This is a genomic window from Vibrio sp. V15_P4S5T153, from assembly GCF_963874485.1.
Taxonomy (GTDB): Bacteria; Pseudomonadota; Gammaproteobacteria; order Enterobacterales; family Vibrionaceae; genus Vibrio; species Vibrio anguillarum.
The window spans coordinates 519,779-534,574 of sequence record NZ_CAWNHR010000017.1 but is presented as its reverse complement, the minus strand read 5'-3'; the positions used below and the strand labels follow the sequence as shown (position 1 = coordinate 534,574).

At 36.5% G+C, this 14,796-nt stretch carries 15 protein-coding genes; 5 read left to right on the top strand and 10 right to left on the bottom strand.

The genetic code is table 11. The features are described from left to right. The 3 genes from AACT42_RS13185 to AACT42_RS13175 all read right to left on the bottom strand — a co-directional run bounded on the left by AACT42_RS13185 (position 1) and on the right by AACT42_RS13175 (position 3,395). Positions 1 to 891, bottom strand: coding sequence for a hypothetical protein (locus AACT42_RS13185; RefSeq protein WP_094182857.1), 891 nt, complete (start codon positions 889 to 891; stop codon positions 1 to 3). Between the two features lie 58 nt (positions 892 to 949). Beyond that, entirely contained in the window at positions 950 to 1,831 is an 882-nt protein-coding gene (locus tag AACT42_RS13180) for a hypothetical protein (protein ID WP_094132624.1), read from the bottom strand. 124 nt (positions 1,832 to 1,955) lie between these two features. Beyond that, positions 1,956 to 3,395, bottom strand: a complete 1,440-nt coding sequence (locus AACT42_RS13175) for an HD domain-containing protein (protein ID WP_094132621.1) — start codon at positions 3,393 to 3,395, stop codon at positions 1,956 to 1,958. Positions 3,396 to 3,522: 127 nt separating this feature from the next. On the opposite strand from AACT42_RS13175, the gene AACT42_RS13170 reads away from it, so the two are divergent. From AACT42_RS13170 to AACT42_RS13150, 5 genes are all read left to right on the top strand, one after another. Then, entirely contained in the window at positions 3,523 to 4,746 is a 1,224-nt protein-coding gene (locus AACT42_RS13170; protein ID WP_094132619.1) for a hypothetical protein, read from the top strand. Positions 4,747 to 5,008: 262 nt separating this feature from the next. After that, positions 5,009 to 7,642 carry a preprotein translocase subunit SecA gene (gene secA / locus AACT42_RS13165; RefSeq protein ID WP_176432224.1) on the top strand — a complete coding sequence of 878 codons (2,634 nt, stop codon included), beginning with the start codon at positions 5,009 to 5,011 and terminating at the stop codon, positions 7,640 to 7,642. Positions 7,643 to 7,710: 68 nt separating this feature from the next. Further along, positions 7,711 to 8,049 carry a hypothetical protein gene (locus tag AACT42_RS13160; protein ID WP_038129952.1) on the top strand — a complete coding sequence of 113 codons (339 nt, stop codon included), beginning with the start codon at positions 7,711 to 7,713 and terminating at the stop codon, positions 8,047 to 8,049. Positions 8,050 to 8,059: 10 nt separating this feature from the next. Beyond that, the gene (locus AACT42_RS13155) at positions 8,060 to 9,403 is read left to right on the top strand and encodes an adenylate/guanylate cyclase domain-containing protein (RefSeq protein WP_094132613.1); all 1,344 of its coding nucleotides are present in this window, start codon (positions 8,060 to 8,062) and stop codon (positions 9,401 to 9,403) included. Beyond that, the gene (locus AACT42_RS13150; RefSeq protein ID WP_094132610.1) at positions 9,396 to 10,271 is read left to right on the top strand and encodes a YkgJ family cysteine cluster protein; all 876 of its coding nucleotides are present in this window, start codon (positions 9,396 to 9,398) and stop codon (positions 10,269 to 10,271) included. The genes AACT42_RS13155 and AACT42_RS13150 overlap by 8 nt, the downstream gene beginning before the upstream one ends. 21 nt (positions 10,272 to 10,292) lie before the next feature. Here the strand turns inward: AACT42_RS13150 and AACT42_RS13145 are convergent, their stop codons facing one another. The 7 genes from AACT42_RS13145 to AACT42_RS13115 form a co-directional block, all read right to left on the bottom strand. Beyond that, positions 10,293 to 10,760 carry a hypothetical protein gene (locus AACT42_RS13145; RefSeq protein WP_094132608.1) on the bottom strand — a complete coding sequence of 156 codons (468 nt, stop codon included), beginning with the start codon at positions 10,758 to 10,760 and terminating at the stop codon, positions 10,293 to 10,295. Positions 10,761 to 10,823: 63 nt separating this feature from the next. Continuing rightward, positions 10,824 to 11,417 carry an ATP-dependent Clp protease proteolytic subunit gene (locus tag AACT42_RS13140; protein WP_094132605.1) on the bottom strand — a complete coding sequence of 198 codons (594 nt, stop codon included), beginning with the start codon at positions 11,415 to 11,417 and terminating at the stop codon, positions 10,824 to 10,826. 11 nt (positions 11,418 to 11,428) lie between these two features. Beyond that, a complete protein-coding gene (locus tag AACT42_RS13135) occupies positions 11,429 to 11,884 on the bottom strand; it encodes a hypothetical protein (protein WP_094132602.1) in 456 nt (151 codons plus the stop codon). Positions 11,885 to 12,001: 117 nt separating this feature from the next. Continuing rightward, positions 12,002 to 12,391 (bottom strand): hypothetical protein, encoded by a 390-nt coding sequence (locus tag AACT42_RS13130; protein WP_053318352.1) that lies wholly within the window; start codon positions 12,389 to 12,391, stop codon positions 12,002 to 12,004. A 115-nt stretch (positions 12,392 to 12,506) separates the two neighbouring features. Next, a complete protein-coding gene (locus AACT42_RS13125) occupies positions 12,507 to 12,992 on the bottom strand; it encodes a hypothetical protein (RefSeq protein ID WP_094132600.1) in 486 nt (161 codons plus the stop codon). Between the two features lie 145 nt (positions 12,993 to 13,137). Continuing rightward, positions 13,138 to 14,007, bottom strand: coding sequence for a prepilin peptidase (locus AACT42_RS13120; RefSeq protein WP_094182856.1), 870 nt, complete (start codon positions 14,005 to 14,007; stop codon positions 13,138 to 13,140). Positions 14,008 to 14,102: 95 nt separating this feature from the next. After that, the gene (locus AACT42_RS13115; protein WP_094182855.1) at positions 14,103 to 14,756 is read right to left on the bottom strand and encodes a hypothetical protein; all 654 of its coding nucleotides are present in this window, start codon (positions 14,754 to 14,756) and stop codon (positions 14,103 to 14,105) included. Positions 14,757 to 14,796: the final 40 nt, after the last annotated feature.

Genomic DNA, 14,796 nt, shown 5'->3' with positions numbered 1-14,796 from the left:
TTAACCTATATTGACAATTTTAGAGTAGGGCAGTTCACTAAATTCGAACTCTTGTAGATCAATTTCTTTATGCATTAACAATGTAAAAAAGAGAGGATCTCCAGATTTAATGATATTAATCATACTGTCAGACTTTGATAACCCACAATATAATTTATCTTTGTCTACACAAATTAAAGATGCCTGGAACCCATCTATATCCACAACTTTATTAAATAATCCAATCTGATAGTTTTTAGAAAGATAGATTACTATTGCTAAGTCACTATCAGTTTTTGAGCAAGTATGCGCTGCAATTCCTGTTATTTCACAGGATTCCTTCTTTATGGTAGCACTACAAAATGTAGCTCTTTTATCACCTGAGAAAATAGTAATCACATTCTGAGAAATAGTTATTGCGAGATCATTTTCCTGATATATGAATGAAACTCCACAGGAGTTAAGCACAATCAATGAATCTTCTTTCTGTAATAAAATGCAATCATCTTCTTTCAGATCATAAAATGGAAATGAGTCGAGCCTATCTCTTTTTCTATTGAGATTATCTATAGCTGGGTGAGATTCGGTTTCCATTATGAAATGCATGTTTGACTTTGATAGATGTTTCTTGAAGTTACCAAACGAATATATCTCATCAAAAGTATTGTTGAAGTATTTATATGCAGATAACAATCCATTAATAATGCTTACAAGGTCATCATTTAGAGTTGAGAGGGAAACTGTATCTTGGATAGTATAGTTTTGATTAAGAGTTGTAACACATTGCTCAATAGTTTTAAAAAGATTGATAGAACCAAAGATCGATAAGCTAATGTATTGTTGTTTGATATTTTCTCTGTTTTCAATAAATAAAGATATATCTTGTTCAATTTCTTGGTTATTTATTCTCATTTCATTTCTCTATAACTAAAAAAAGCCATCAGGTTGATGGCTTTTTTAAAATGCTTTGTTATTTTTTGATTTCTAGGTTTAGTGCATCAAACAATGTAAGGCTATCAATTGCTTTAAGTTGTAAGAAATCATATGGCGTTAAATCAGCAGTAGGTTTGATGGATATACTAAGTGTCTTTTGATCCTTCAAGAAGTCCATCATATCCATACCTGCTTTCTTGGCTTTAGGGTAGTGGTGTTGAACAAATTTTACAGCGTAAGCATTCAAATCAGATTTGATAGAAGGGTATTCTTTAATTAGCTTATTAAAGGCTGTTACGTTTTTAACGTCAAGATTCACTTCATTAACGACACCCTTTTTAAGCCCATCATAGATTTGATTGTTGTCAACGCTTGCCTTGTCTAATGTAGACTTCAAAGAAACCGTCAACTGATCGCCATCAAAGGTCGTCAATCCACTATCTAACTGAAACTTATCATATGCTTGTTTAACTTGAATGTTCATATCTGCATTATCAATTAAATTTCCTTTACCATTGATAGTAACGCGATTCAGAGAAATGGAGATATCTTTGTCTTTATTACCTAAATTAAGATTGTGAACATAAATGTTTTCAGCATTACCAGTGTAATCAAAATACTTAAAGTTTGCGTTTTGAATACTGAATTTTCCTTGTTGGATATCATTAAAGTTAATCGTCGCATTGCTAGATTGAACGCTAAGATTCTTTGAAGTGATAGATAAATTCTTGATGGTAAATACATCAGATCCAAGGGATGTCATTTTTACATCATCATAGGTTACTGCAAAACTATTACCGTAACTATTAAGGAAAGCACCGATTTGATCCGTTTTTCCTTTGTAATCCATGAATGTGTTGCCTGTCACGCCTACGATTATTGCCGTAACGATAATCGCAATTATCCATTTTAACTGCATTGTGAAGCCTCGTTATTTTAATTATTTAAATATTTTTTGTTTATTGACTCAAATATAATGCTAAAGGCATGAAGAGTCAAAAGTTTTAGAATTGATTAATGAAGGCGACTTGGTCGCCTTCTAATTAAGTTTCATGGAAGAAGATTTCTTTCTTATTTGTATGCTTCCCAAAGAAACTTGAAGCTTCTCCAATATTTACAAGAGACACAGAGTTGTCAATTGGACACTTGCTTGAAACTTTGATCTGATCGTATTCTTTGTCAATGCTTGAGAATTTTGTACTAATAATTCTGTAGTTTACGTATGAACCAGTTTTTGATTCAAGCTCACTAATCTTAGCTTTAATGTCGAAAGAATCTTTATAGTCGAAATGACCAAGATACTTCAATCGCTGCCTTCTGATTAGTTTTCGACAGTAAGAATCCACAAATTTCTTGCTATGAGTTTTGATTTTCTGCCATAGGTAATCATCTGTTAAATCCGCAAAGCTTTCGATACAGGTGAAGCAACCTTCAATTTCTTTTCTGGTTTCCTCATCGGACATTACTTCTTCAATAGCCAAGTTCAATAGCAACTCAAAACCGTTTGAAGTTTTGTGGTTGTATACATGTTCAAACATCGAGTATCTGGAATAAACAAAGTTCTGTAGGATACCTAGAGCTTTTGAGTTAACTGTCATTCCAAACCAGCCAGATTCCTCATCATAATGAGCGCTGATATTTTGGATGATAATTCCAAGATCTACTGTGCCATGCGCGACACCACAATAAAAGCTATCTCGATTTAGATAATCCATCTTATCAATATCAAGCTCACTTGATAAAATTGTTTGCAATAGACTAAGGATTTTTATTGCTTTCTCTTTAGAGGACAACTCAGAACATTTTCCTGGATTAAAGGACTTCGCTGAGAAGATCTCCCATAGAGCATCAGAGTGACTGATTAGAGTTTCGGATGGTTCGTTTTTTGTAGTCTCTAGTACACTGAGTACATCTTTGATGCGGATACCAAGCCTTTCAGCATCAATATCAGTCATGATCTCGTATGCGGCTCTTACACTGTAGTGTTCATGCTCAATAGTTGCAGGAACTTCTTCATAGAACTGTTCGAAGTCGATACCTTCCCATAGTTTTAGGAAAGTCGATTCATTCTCGAAGATATATTGAAGACAATTCGTTTTTTCAATCTGGTGTGAAAATGCTGCATGTCCTGTGTCATGAAACAACGCAGCCAATCTAATTACATTAATAAGGTAATCTGATGCTAACAGATGCTTTTCGCTAACAGAAGATACATTATCAGCGAACCTCTCTTTAAGGTACTCGCTTGTCTTGACAGAAATAATCTTACTGATTACACGACCTGCAATATGCATTGCACCAATTGAATGAGAAAATCGGTTATGGGTTGCGCCAGGGAAGACATATTGAAGGACATCGTTTTGTAGAATGTGTCTGTTCTTTTGCATTAAGTAATGGTCAATCACAGCAGATTCACAACTACTGATTTCAATTGCTCCATGTACTGGACACATCACAAACTTTGCTCTGTTTGTTTTACTCATTTACTATTCCTTTCAATAAAAATCTGTTACCATTTCGTTTAGTATTGTTGTGATTATACGCAAATAAATATAAAATACAAGTTCCAAATCGAAAACAACTAATTTTTATTAATGAAATAAATAGATTATGAATGACAAAAGCATAAGTGAAAAACTAAAGCCTCTACACGGCGGTGTAGTGTTTTATCCAAGGGAATATGTTCTGGATAATCACGACTTTCTTAAGTCATATGCTGACGGTGTGACAGAGGGTGGTAAAGAGGTTCGAGTATACATTGTTCCAGAAGAAACTTTGATTAAAAGGGCGCAAGACACCACTAGTGGTACAACCATTCCTACAATTGATTCATTTGCTGAGACACATCGTAATGCTCACAATCCTTGTCTAGCAGATCCTAATAATTCTAAGGAAACACCAACTGGCATTCTTTTAATTGAACAAGCATCAGTCGATGAAACTTCAATCTCGCAAATTGGTAAGCCTACTATCATTGGTAAATGGGCAAGTGTTATACAGATCGGTGATGAAGGAAAACTTTCTGAAATAGGGAAAGGGTATTTAGAAGTTACCATGAGTCCAAAGCCAACAGGATTGATGCTTGAATTAATGCCAAAATTCAGACAACTAAATGAACAGGTAGCTCAGGGCATGAGAAACCCTCTTGATGTAATTGAGGAAAAGAGAATGCTCTATTCTCGCATCATGGGTGAAAGAAAAAAATTCTTTGTTGCAGTTATCATCAAGCATCAAGAATTGATGCAGGTAACAGATTACAACATACAAAACTTTAGAAATCTTCTCGCTCAATTGATCACCAGATATACTTCTGAAGGCATGTATGGTGGAGCAATGATTCGCGTAAGAAGTGGCAATGAAGTCTTGAGAAGATTTTGCTACACATGCAACCACAGTTACGATTATCGAAAAGGTGATGGTTCTTTGGCAGATCCATTCGAAAAGGTTGATGAGTTTCTTAAGTACGGTGGTAGACAGTTACTAAACCATTGTCAAATAAACAATACTTGTGTGTTAGAAGTTATCCCTACTCAGCGTATAAACTGTGCTAGAAATGGTAATGACAGATATTCTAAAGACATTAATAATTCACCTATGGGTGAATCGAAAATACTGAAAACGTATGTGGAAAAGAACCTTCGTGAAGTTCCTGATGTAAATATCGAGAGAGAAAAGGGTTTTGTTTTTTGCAATGTAGCCCTGAGATTGAGTCTGTTAAGAAAGGCTGGTTCTAAAGGGAATAAAGTCTTGAGCGCCATCCACGCTTTTAGTAGACCGCTTGGAAATATCTATACTATTGACCATACAGGTAAACCTCTTTACAAGATTGTATAAACCTTATCTTTCATATTTGGTTCATTGCTTATATGGTTTGATCATATACTCAATCACTTACAGTAAATTTTGGATGTTTCTCAACCTATAACGATCATCATTTAATCAGAGGGCGTTTAAATATTGCCCTCTGATTTTTTTATGCTTTTCTTTTGCCTTGCGTAAACTTCAAGATTTGGTATTATCAACTGACAATTTAAATAACAAATAAAAAATTGAATAAAGGTTAATGATGTCTAACTCACGTAAAGATAATGCTGCCGTGAAAGTCTTAAAAAAGGTTTTCGGGACGCAAAATGATCGAATACTAAAAAAATACAATAAAAAATTACCTGAAATTGCTAAGCATTATGAAGAATTCAAAGATTTCACTGATGAACAGCTTCTAAGCAAGGCAAATGAATTAAGAGCCGAGTTCAAGAAAGATGGAAGTATCGATGCCATAGCAACGCGTACATTTGCACTATGCCAAGTGGCAGGTGAGAACAAGTTAGGTATGAAGCATTACGATGTCCAGCTTATCGGTGGACTTATCCTTAACGATGGTAATGTCGCGGAAATGAAGACGGGTGAAGGTAAAACATTGGTTGCAACCTTGCCTGTAGTATTGAGAGCGTTTACTGGTCATCAGGTTCATGTTGTTACTGTTAATGACTATCTGGCAAGCCGTGATGCTGAGATCATGAGACCGATATATGAGTGCCTTGGACTTTCCGTGGCTTCTCTAAACAACAAGTTAGGTAATGAAGAGAGACGACCAATTTATGCTTGTAATATTGTATATGGTACAAACTCAGAATTCGCATTTGACTACCTGAGAAAAAACATCGCCCCAGATGTTTCCCAGCAAGTTCAACCAGAGTGTTATTTTGCTCTAATCGATGAAGTAGACTCAATCTTAATTGATGAGGCTAGAACGCCACTAATTATCAGTGGAGCTAGCGATGTTGACTCTCAAGAGGTTGCTCTAATGAAGGAACTTGCAGAGCACTTCACAACAAAGATTCAAGAAGAAACGACTGGTAGCAAACAGGTTGAAGAAGTCGATGCTGATGCAGCTCTTATCCCTAAAACGAAATCAGCTCAATTAACTGAAAAAGGTTACGAGAAATTTGAGCAGTTACTTCTTGAGCACGGTGTAATTGATACCGTTGGTCGCCTGTATGAACCTGACAAAACATACATGGTTAAGTCAATGGAAACTGCAATTCGTGCAAAACATTTGTATGAAAATAACGTAGACTATCTTGTGTCAGACGGAAAAATCAAAATCATCAATTCTTCCACAGGTCGTGTTGAAGAAGGGCGTAGGTGGTCTGAAGGTCTACATCAAGCTATTGAGGCTAAAGAGGGTGTTGAGATCAATCCTGATAACAAAACGATTGCAAGCACATCTCTACAAAACTTCTTCAGACAGTATGAATCAATTGCGGGTATGACTGGTACGGGTGATACTGAAGCGCATGAGTTCAAAGAAGTATACGGCATGGATGTAGTGGTGGTTCCTTCTAACAAGCCTCTTCAGCGTCAAGACAAGCAAGATAAAATCTTCATGGTTAAGGAAACAAAGTACAAGGCGATTTTAGAAGATGTTATTGAGATCCATAAGACTGGCAGACCAATTCTTGTGGGTACAGATTCTGTTCAAGAAAGTATCTTGATTTCAAATATATTTGAAAAAGCTGGTCTTAAATTCAATGTTTTAAATGCAAAAAACCATGAAAAAGAAGCTAGCATCATCGCACAGGCAGGTGAGAGAAATGCAATCACGGTAAGTACTAACATGGCTGGTCGAGGTACAGACATTTTGCTTGGTGGTAACTGTGAGGCTTATATTGAAGCCAATAACATTGTAGATGAAGAAGAAATCAAACAAGTTAAAGCAAGATTCAAAGACGAGTCTGAATATATTAAGAGCATTGGTGGTCTTCATGTTGTAGGTACTAGTCGTAATGAAAGTCGTCGAGTTGACCTTCAGTTGAGGGGTCGTGCTGGACGACAAGGCGACCCTGGCAGCTCTCAATTCCATGTGTCGCTAGATGATAAGTTAATGCTAAACTTTGGCGGTGAAAGCACAAGAAGCTGGATGAGAGCGGCTGGTTTCGGTGATGATGATGAACTTTCGCATCCATTACTAGATAGAGCAATAGTGAAAGCTCAGGCTAAATGCGAGGGATTAGGCTCGAACATGCGAGCAGAACTGCTCAAGTACGATGATATCATCAATAAACAACGCTTACAGATGTTTGCAATGCGTCAAGAGTGGCTGGGGATTGCAACAAAAGATGACTTTAACCCTGACGAATGTGTTGAACGCGTTAAAGGCATCGTTGCTAGCGCAGTATATGCTCTTGTAGACAAGTACCTTCCAAGTAACAACGATTACACTTGGGATGTGGATTCACTTGATACGTTCTTGCAAGTTGAGTGGGATGTCAAACCGATAGTTAGCGATCTCATTGACAAAGGTTATGGCATTGAGAGCATCAAAGAAGAGTTGCTTAAACTCGTGTATGCAAGGTTTGAAGAAACGCTTAACGAGCTGAATATGCTTCATAATGCTCGTGCTGATATCATGCTTTACAAAACGGTGATGGTTAAAACTTTAGACTCATACTGGTTCGAACAAATTGAGCTTTTGGATGATCTAAGGGAAGGAATCCACTTAAGAGGTTACGCTCAGAAAAACCCTCTTCAGGAATTTGGACTTGGCGCTATTGAATTCTTCAAACAAATGATTGAATCAATTCAAATGGATTTCACAACAACCATGTTCAGCTCAATTTACGGCTCTATCAATCATCAAAAGCGTGTTATTGAACACATGAGACAGATAGAAATGCAAGAGCAGATTGAGAATAGCAAATCTGAAGAAGACGCCAAAGCTGTGAATTAAAAGCATATAAATTGATATGCTTATAATGGGGTGGTAGAATTAACAAAAAAATGAATGGATTAAATAAAATGAAAAAGTTAATTCTCTTTTTGATGTTAACAATCTCCACCTCATCATTTGCTAGTGACATTTGCTATAAAAAGCATGACCTTCAATCTGATGAAAGCGCTCAACAATCAGCTCAGCAATATAAAGACAATGAAAACATTCTTGGTGTTTTTATGACTTGTTCTGGTGTGTTTTTAATGGCAATGTCACCACAAGATGTCGTTAAGCAGCAATGTCCTGATGGTTCAAGCCCTTGTAAGACAGCCGTAAAGAAATTCTGTAAAAAGAACAAATTCGGAGCGCCAGTTGGCAATGGCGTATCAAGCGCACTATGCGCCCCATTTTTATTCATGCTATAAAACATGAGATATGAAAACTAACAACACATTTTCAAGACATGAAACTGGGTTGGTAAGGGTTCTTGGATTTATTTATTTAACAATCATATTTGGTTCTTACTATATTGAGTACGAATCAAATCTTGGAAATAAGTTCAGCCCTAAAATTGACATGCTCGCTATGTCAATTTTTTTCTACCTGGTTGTATCGTATTTTCTCGATTACATGCTTACACCAAAGATTGGTGATAAATTTCATAGGCTATTATTGTTCGTAGACTCAGTTTTATGTGGCTTAACCTTTAGCCACTTGAAAAGCGATCCACTTTTAGTATTTATGCTTTTAATTATTCAAAGCTATATATACATATCAGCAGGAGGGCTTAAATACTGGTTCTACTATATGACGTGGTCGTTATTTGTGGCTTTAGCCGCTCAAGGATACAACTTACTACCAGAAATGGACAAAACGTCTACGCTAATGCAGTGGGCTGGTGGATTCTATTCAATGATATTCATTGTCATCGTTTCACTACAGAAGCACGATAGAACAAACAAATTGATAGCGATACGTGAAGATTTGTTGAAAAAAGGAAAAAAACAAAAGCAGCTTTCAAAGATACTTTCTAATTACTTGTCTCCGCAGATAGTAAGGATGTATGAAAAAGGTGATGATATAAGCACAAATCTGCAACGAAAGAAAATATCTGTATGTTTTATTGACATAGTTGGGTTTTCATCATTATCTGAAACTTTAGAGCCTGAGCTTTTAGCTATAATTCTGAATGATTTCTTTTCAAAAATGACCGAAATAGCGTTAAGACATGGCGGGACGGTAGATAAGTATATTGGAGATGGCATGATGGTGTTCTTCGGTGATCCTGTCACAAAAGGTGCTTATAAGGATGCCTATAATTGCATTCAAATGAGCATTGCAATGCAGAAGTCTATGGACGAACTAAATGACAAGTGGCTAACTCACGGCATAAAAAGAAACATTCAAATTCGTGTTGGCATTAACAGTGGGTATTGTCATGTCGGTAACATTGGTTCTAGCCAGCGTCTTGCATATACGGTTATCGGAAGGGTCGTTAACATTGCGGCAAGAATCGAATCATTGGCTGAGCCAGGGTCTGTATACATAGCTCAAGAGACATTCAACTTGGTTAACAATAAAGTCGAAGCGATTTATAAGGGACACAAAAAGCTGAAGGGTATAAGCCATGAGGTAGCCGTGTATGATGTTATGCACTTTACAGAAGTATCTCACAATGAAGTGTTGTATATAGACGATAGCAAGATAACAATTTCTGGTGTATCCAGAGATCGGGTCGATTCGATAATTAAAGCTTTAGAGGATTTGAAAGTTGATTAATTTTAGCTGTAATGGTTGTGGAGCTTGCTGCTACGGTGGCATCTCCTTAACGCCAGAAGAATTTTTCTTCAAACATTATGATGATTTTGCTGTAAATCTATCACTATCAGCATACGACATACGAAACCTTGTAAGTCCTGAGTTTCCCGATAGAAGTTACAAGAAACAGAAAAAATATCTTTCTGACAATTTCTTTGTATCAATAAAAACGAAGTCTGATCGTAAAGTCGCGGTGTTCTTAGAGTTTATTTCTGTTAATCCCGCAATTGTTCCGTGCCGAAATTTAAATGAATTTAAACAGTGCAGCATCTATTCAAGAAGACCAAAAGTTTGCTCTTTGTATCCATATAGAATTGATACAACTCCAACTGAATTAAAGCATGGTCTTCTAATGGAGAAATCGAGAGCTATTGAAACGACAGGTGAGATAAAAGCTTGCGAAGGATTTAAAAATACTCAGGAAGTTATTTTTACAGACAAACCAACAGATCCAAGCGTTATCCCTTTATTGAACGAACGTACAATGGAGCTGAGAAGGTATAAGGCGCTTATCAAACAATTCATTCAATACTTAATGACAAATGAAAGCATTAGCCAGCAGATTGAGAAAAACAGCGCTTTCAATACGCCAAATGGTGGAAGAATTACTTTATCTCTTGTGGATTTAGCAAAATTCTACATTAGTAAGGATGGGTATTTAACGTATAATATGGAGCGTTTATTGATAGCAAATAGTAAAATGCTAAAACGCGAAGCAGTTCGAATAAATGAAATTGGAGATGATAGGTTAAGTAAGTATGCTGAATCTTTAATGACAGACCACGTAGTGCATGAAACATTGCTCGAACTAAATAATACCGCACCGTAAAAGGTGCGGAAATTCAATCGTCTAATCTGCCTTTCTCGTGTGCTTATGATTTTCTTCTCCGAAACCAGAATCTGAATCAGCTTCCTGATCTTCAACATCCTCCTTCACATTTCTTTCCCCATAGGCTATCTTTTGCGTTTCTGCTACGGCACTATCTACTTGCTTACCCATCGCTTCAATCACATCCTGCTGCGCTCCTGAGAGCTTTTTGAGGCTAATATATAGCGTTATGGCAATTACGGGGGCAACGATGTAAAAAGCGTCTTCTACAGGCTTCTGGATAATGCTAGATATCAATGCCCCAAGAGGGTAGGCAATAAAGAAAGCAATGACAGGTGCTGCTTTGATGCAAATTCCTAAGTTTCTTGCTTTCTTGGATAAAGAGATGTTTTTCTTTCTCATTCTTTCTAGGATATCTTCAGACTCAATATTGATGTAATAAGCTCCATCTTCAGAGACTCTGAAGCCTTGCTTTTGTTCTAATTTCATAGTTTTTCCAAATTTAATATAAAAAAATAGAGGCTTTAAGCCTCTATTTTATACAAATGTTTTTTATTGTCTATTTAAAACATCCACGCCTTTCATTGCATCAACAAGACCATATTCAATCGCAGCTCTTGCGCCCATGAAATTATCTCGGTCTGTATCTCGTTCAATCACATCTAGCGGCTGACCTGTATAGTGCGCTAAATGACGATTGAGATTATCCTTAATTGAAAGGATTTCTTGAGCATGGATCTGGATATCAGATGCTTGACCTTGGAATCCGCCAAGCGGCTGATGAATCATAACTCTTGAGTTGGGCATAACGAAGCGTTTACCTTTAGCACCAGCAGCAAGAAGGAAGGCTCCCATTGAGCAAGCCTGTCCGTGACAAATAGTTACGATGTTAGGCTTAACTGAATTCATGGTGTCGTGAATGACCATGCCAGCAGTTACGCTACCACCAGGGCTGTTGATGTACATGTAAATATCTTTGTTTTCATTCTGCTGTTCAAGCCAATAGAGTTGCATCGAAACTTCATCAGCCATATCATCAGTAACTTGACCAGTTAAAAATACGCTTCTCGATTTAAGTAGTCGAGAAGGCATATCATAAGTAAACATTCCATCTTTTGTTCTTTCAACGACTGTAGCAGCTCTCATTCAATATCATCCTATTTTGCTGATGAGTCATTAAGTGACTGGATTGCCTCATCAAGCTTTTTGTAAGTTAAAAGCAGTGCCGTACCTGGAGAAGCGCCTTCTTCGACAAAGTAGTCGAACATAGCAATTACATCTTCAGATGGCGGAATAAACTTTCTAGCGTAATCGACATCGTTATCAATCTCTTCAAACATGAAAGCTTCTTCTTTATTTGTAGCGAAATTATATAGAGACATTTGTTTTTTTGCAACAGTATTCCTAATAAAATCAGATTGTTGCTCAATATTTACCCTATTATGATCGTCAATCACTTCTGATTGAGTCTCTGACTCGACTTTAACTGGCTCAGCGTGAGATTCTGCTACTTTTACCTCAGGAGAGCCTGTGTTAACAGTAAAGAAATCACTTGCATAGGAATTGACTGACAAGGCAGCACCCAAAGACAGTATTAATAATTTTATTTTCATTTTTTAATCCTTAATTTAAATAAATAAGAAAGGACATGTCGCGCTATCTGATCTTAAACTTTGAACCTGTTTTTCTGTTCTTGTGAAAAAACCAGTTTGCTCGTTTTGTTCTTTTCATTATTTTCTTCTTTTTATCTTTGAGGTGAATGATACGTTACTTTTAGTCGGGATTTCAACATCCAAACCTGTAATCTGGAATTGTTTAAATAAGAAGTACTTGATAAGTCTTTGCTTGTCTTGGCTAGCAACTGCGGTTGCAATGTCAGGAGCGGGATAGGTAACAGGTTCTCTTTGATTGTTCAGAAACTTGATATTGAAGTTTTCATTGTCAATGAAATCGACTTTGAATATTTTTTTTATGAGATCTTTAATGGATTCATGGTCACTGCCTGAATCTAGAACCAATCTTGATTGCAGGATGGGGGTATAACCTGATTCATGGGCAATTGAACTTGGGTTTGACTCGCTTATTGCAAGTGAGATTGACTGAATATCCTGTATTTTCATTTATTAAAAGATTCATTGTTGATTGATTCCTCAATCTTATCATACGTTTGATTTTATTGTAAGCGTAAAAAAGGCACTTCCTAGAAGTGCCTGTGCTGCGATATGTAAGATTATGTCATTTTTTTAGTAAGTAGGAGATTTCACTCTTTACTACAGATATTGAAACTGCGGTTGACAGTAGTGTGCTTAGGCTAAACAGAGCGATTGTGTACATGCTGTTGTGAACCACTTGACTCATAACAGTAGGTACTGCAATGCCAGTAAGCAAAAGGATGGCTGTCACCGTAATTAGAGGTACTCTTTTTGCTAAGCTAATTGTGTCCAAAAGATTTGATAACTTGGATTCATCTTCCAGGCTTATGCTTTCCATACAAACCTTTTCAAGAGCTTTGATGTTTTTAGTTACAAGAACAATAAAGCCAGAAAGAAGAAAAGCTAACATACAGGGGAAAATCACGACATTGCTTGCAAAAGTCGCATCGCCAGTCTGAAACTTTTCAAGCCCTGAAACGTAAGACATAACACCCACAAACGCGAGCATTACTGTAAATATAGAACCGAGACCTATTTGTATCTTGGTTTTAGATATATGCTCATTCATAATCTTTACTCATCGCAATAACACACTATTACTTATACCACAAGAAAGGTAGTAGTCAATAAAAAATGGTAAATAATATCAATTGTTTTGCCATCTTTGCAATAAATAATTAAATAAAAACCCCCTATAAGTAAGGGGGTTTGATTTATATAACTAAACGGGTGAATCCTGCGAGTAATAGGGCTGGAGCAAAAGGAATCTCAGCCTCTTTTTCCAGTTTGTAACCTTTAGCAATTAGACCTTTAAACACAAATGTCAAAATGCCGAACAAGCAGGAAAGTGCAACTACATTTAATGTGCTTGATAAGCCAGTCCATGCAATGATTGCTGCAAGTAACTTGAAATCACCACCACCCATACCATCAGTATTTCGAATGCAGCAGTAAAGGTAATTAATCACATACAAAAAGCTGTAAGCAACAATCACCCCTGACACGCTTGATTCTAAACTGGTGTAAGTACCATTGTAGTTAAAAATAACACCTAACCACAAAAGTAAGTAAGTGTACTCATCAGGTATCATTTTAGTTTTGATGTCTATATCGGAAATAGCTATTGCTAAGTATGAGAAGAATACAATACCTAGCGCCTGATAAAACCCGAACATCGCGAATGCAGCACAAGCATAGGCAGAAAATAAGAACTCGACCAAAAAGTAGCGAATCGGGATTGGTTGCTTACAGCAACCTGATTTACCTCTTAACAGCAACCAGCCTAAAACAGGTATGTTGTAATAAAATGGTATCATCGTTCCACAGGTGGTGCAGTATGATCTTCCCATTAGGGTATTATACTTGTCAGCACCGCACTCTATCGGATTGTGCTCTATTTTCTTTTCCTTCAGATAGAACTTAACGTTTTCAACAATATCGTGCTCCATAATGACTGGCATCCTATAAAGCAATACGTTTAAGAATGTAGCCATAGCAGAGCCAAACATGAATACTATAGCGTAAAAGATCCAGCTATTACTCTCATGCATTTGCATTAATATTTCTAGATAATTATTATTCATTTCTTGTTATTCCGTTTATTATAATTTATTTGTTATCATTCATTTGACGTTATTATATTTCCCGAAATAAATAATTCAACCAAAAAAAATGGAGCTTATCGCTCCATTCCACTAACATTTTCCAGATTTTTTTGTTTCTTGTTGGCAGACTCCAACTCAAGTTGTCGCTTCTGCTCTTTATAGATGGGCGCGAAAACAGCACTGTCAAACTTAACCATTTCAGATCGATTCTCAGTCCCATCATTATTAAAGGTGAAATGAGTATTTTCGCTCTCAATGACTTTTTGACCATTCTCATCTAGCTCATGAACAACAATCCAGTCTTTGATCATTTCAGGGATGATAGCATTAGGGTCAACAACAATTTCAAGCTTCTCTTGCTCATCAACGTATCGCTGCCACTTGTCAGTTTTAGTAAAAGCATCCCAAGATTGTTTCAGGGTTTCAGCATGATTAACTTTATAAATAGTTTCGATTACTTCAATTCGACCCCTGCGACTTAGTCTTACTGGGTTATTAAGTATTTCGTATCTATCATCATATGTAGGAACATCTGGAAAAGGGTATGAAACTTCAATCTGTGTTCTACCACAATCAGAAGTCCAGCGATAACAACCTTCATCATTATCTTCGTAATCTGAAGAGTAGGTGCCGTTTGCCATCACAAACCTTTGAAGCACATCAAAGATTACGCCATTTTCATGCTTAAATTTGTTTTCCTGCCACTCTTTAATGAAGTTAGGTCTCATATCTTATTTACCGTTTATTTTTCTTTTTTATAATAATACC

Excerpts from the sequence above, each read along its gene's own strand:
- AACT42_RS13120 (WP_094182856.1), bottom strand. The coding sequence starts at position 14,007 with ATGAATAATAATTATCTAGAAATATTAATGCAAATGCATGAGAGTAAT.
- AACT42_RS13180 (WP_094132624.1), bottom strand. The coding sequence starts at position 1,831 with ATGCAGTTAAAATGGATAATTGCGATTATCGTTACGGCAATAATCGTA.
- AACT42_RS13170 (WP_094132619.1), top strand. The coding sequence starts at position 3,523 with ATGAATGACAAAAGCATAAGTGAAAAACTAAAGCCTCTACACGGCGGT.
- AACT42_RS13175 (WP_094132621.1), bottom strand. The coding sequence starts at position 3,395 with ATGAGTAAAACAAACAGAGCAAAGTTTGTGATGTGTCCAGTACATGGA.
- AACT42_RS13155 (WP_094132613.1), top strand. The coding sequence starts at position 8,060 with ATGAAAACTAACAACACATTTTCAAGACATGAAACTGGGTTGGTAAGG.
- AACT42_RS13140 (WP_094132605.1), bottom strand. The coding sequence starts at position 11,417 with ATGAGAGCTGCTACAGTCGTTGAAAGAACAAAAGATGGAATGTTTACT.
- AACT42_RS13115 (WP_094182855.1), bottom strand. The coding sequence starts at position 14,756 with ATGAGACCTAACTTCATTAAAGAGTGGCAGGAAAACAAATTTAAGCAT.
- AACT42_RS13135 (WP_094132602.1), bottom strand. The coding sequence starts at position 11,884 with ATGAAAATAAAATTATTAATACTGTCTTTGGGTGCTGCCTTGTCAGTC.
- AACT42_RS13185 (WP_094182857.1), bottom strand. The coding sequence starts at position 891 with ATGAGAATAAATAACCAAGAAATTGAACAAGATATATCTTTATTTATT.
- AACT42_RS13125 (WP_094132600.1), bottom strand. The coding sequence starts at position 12,992 with ATGAATGAGCATATATCTAAAACCAAGATACAAATAGGTCTCGGTTCT.
- AACT42_RS13160 (WP_038129952.1), top strand. The coding sequence starts at position 7,711 with ATGAAAAAGTTAATTCTCTTTTTGATGTTAACAATCTCCACCTCATCA.
- AACT42_RS13130 (WP_053318352.1), bottom strand. The coding sequence starts at position 12,391 with ATGAAAATACAGGATATTCAGTCAATCTCACTTGCAATAAGCGAGTCA.
- AACT42_RS13145 (WP_094132608.1), bottom strand. The coding sequence starts at position 10,760 with ATGAAATTAGAACAAAAGCAAGGCTTCAGAGTCTCTGAAGATGGAGCT.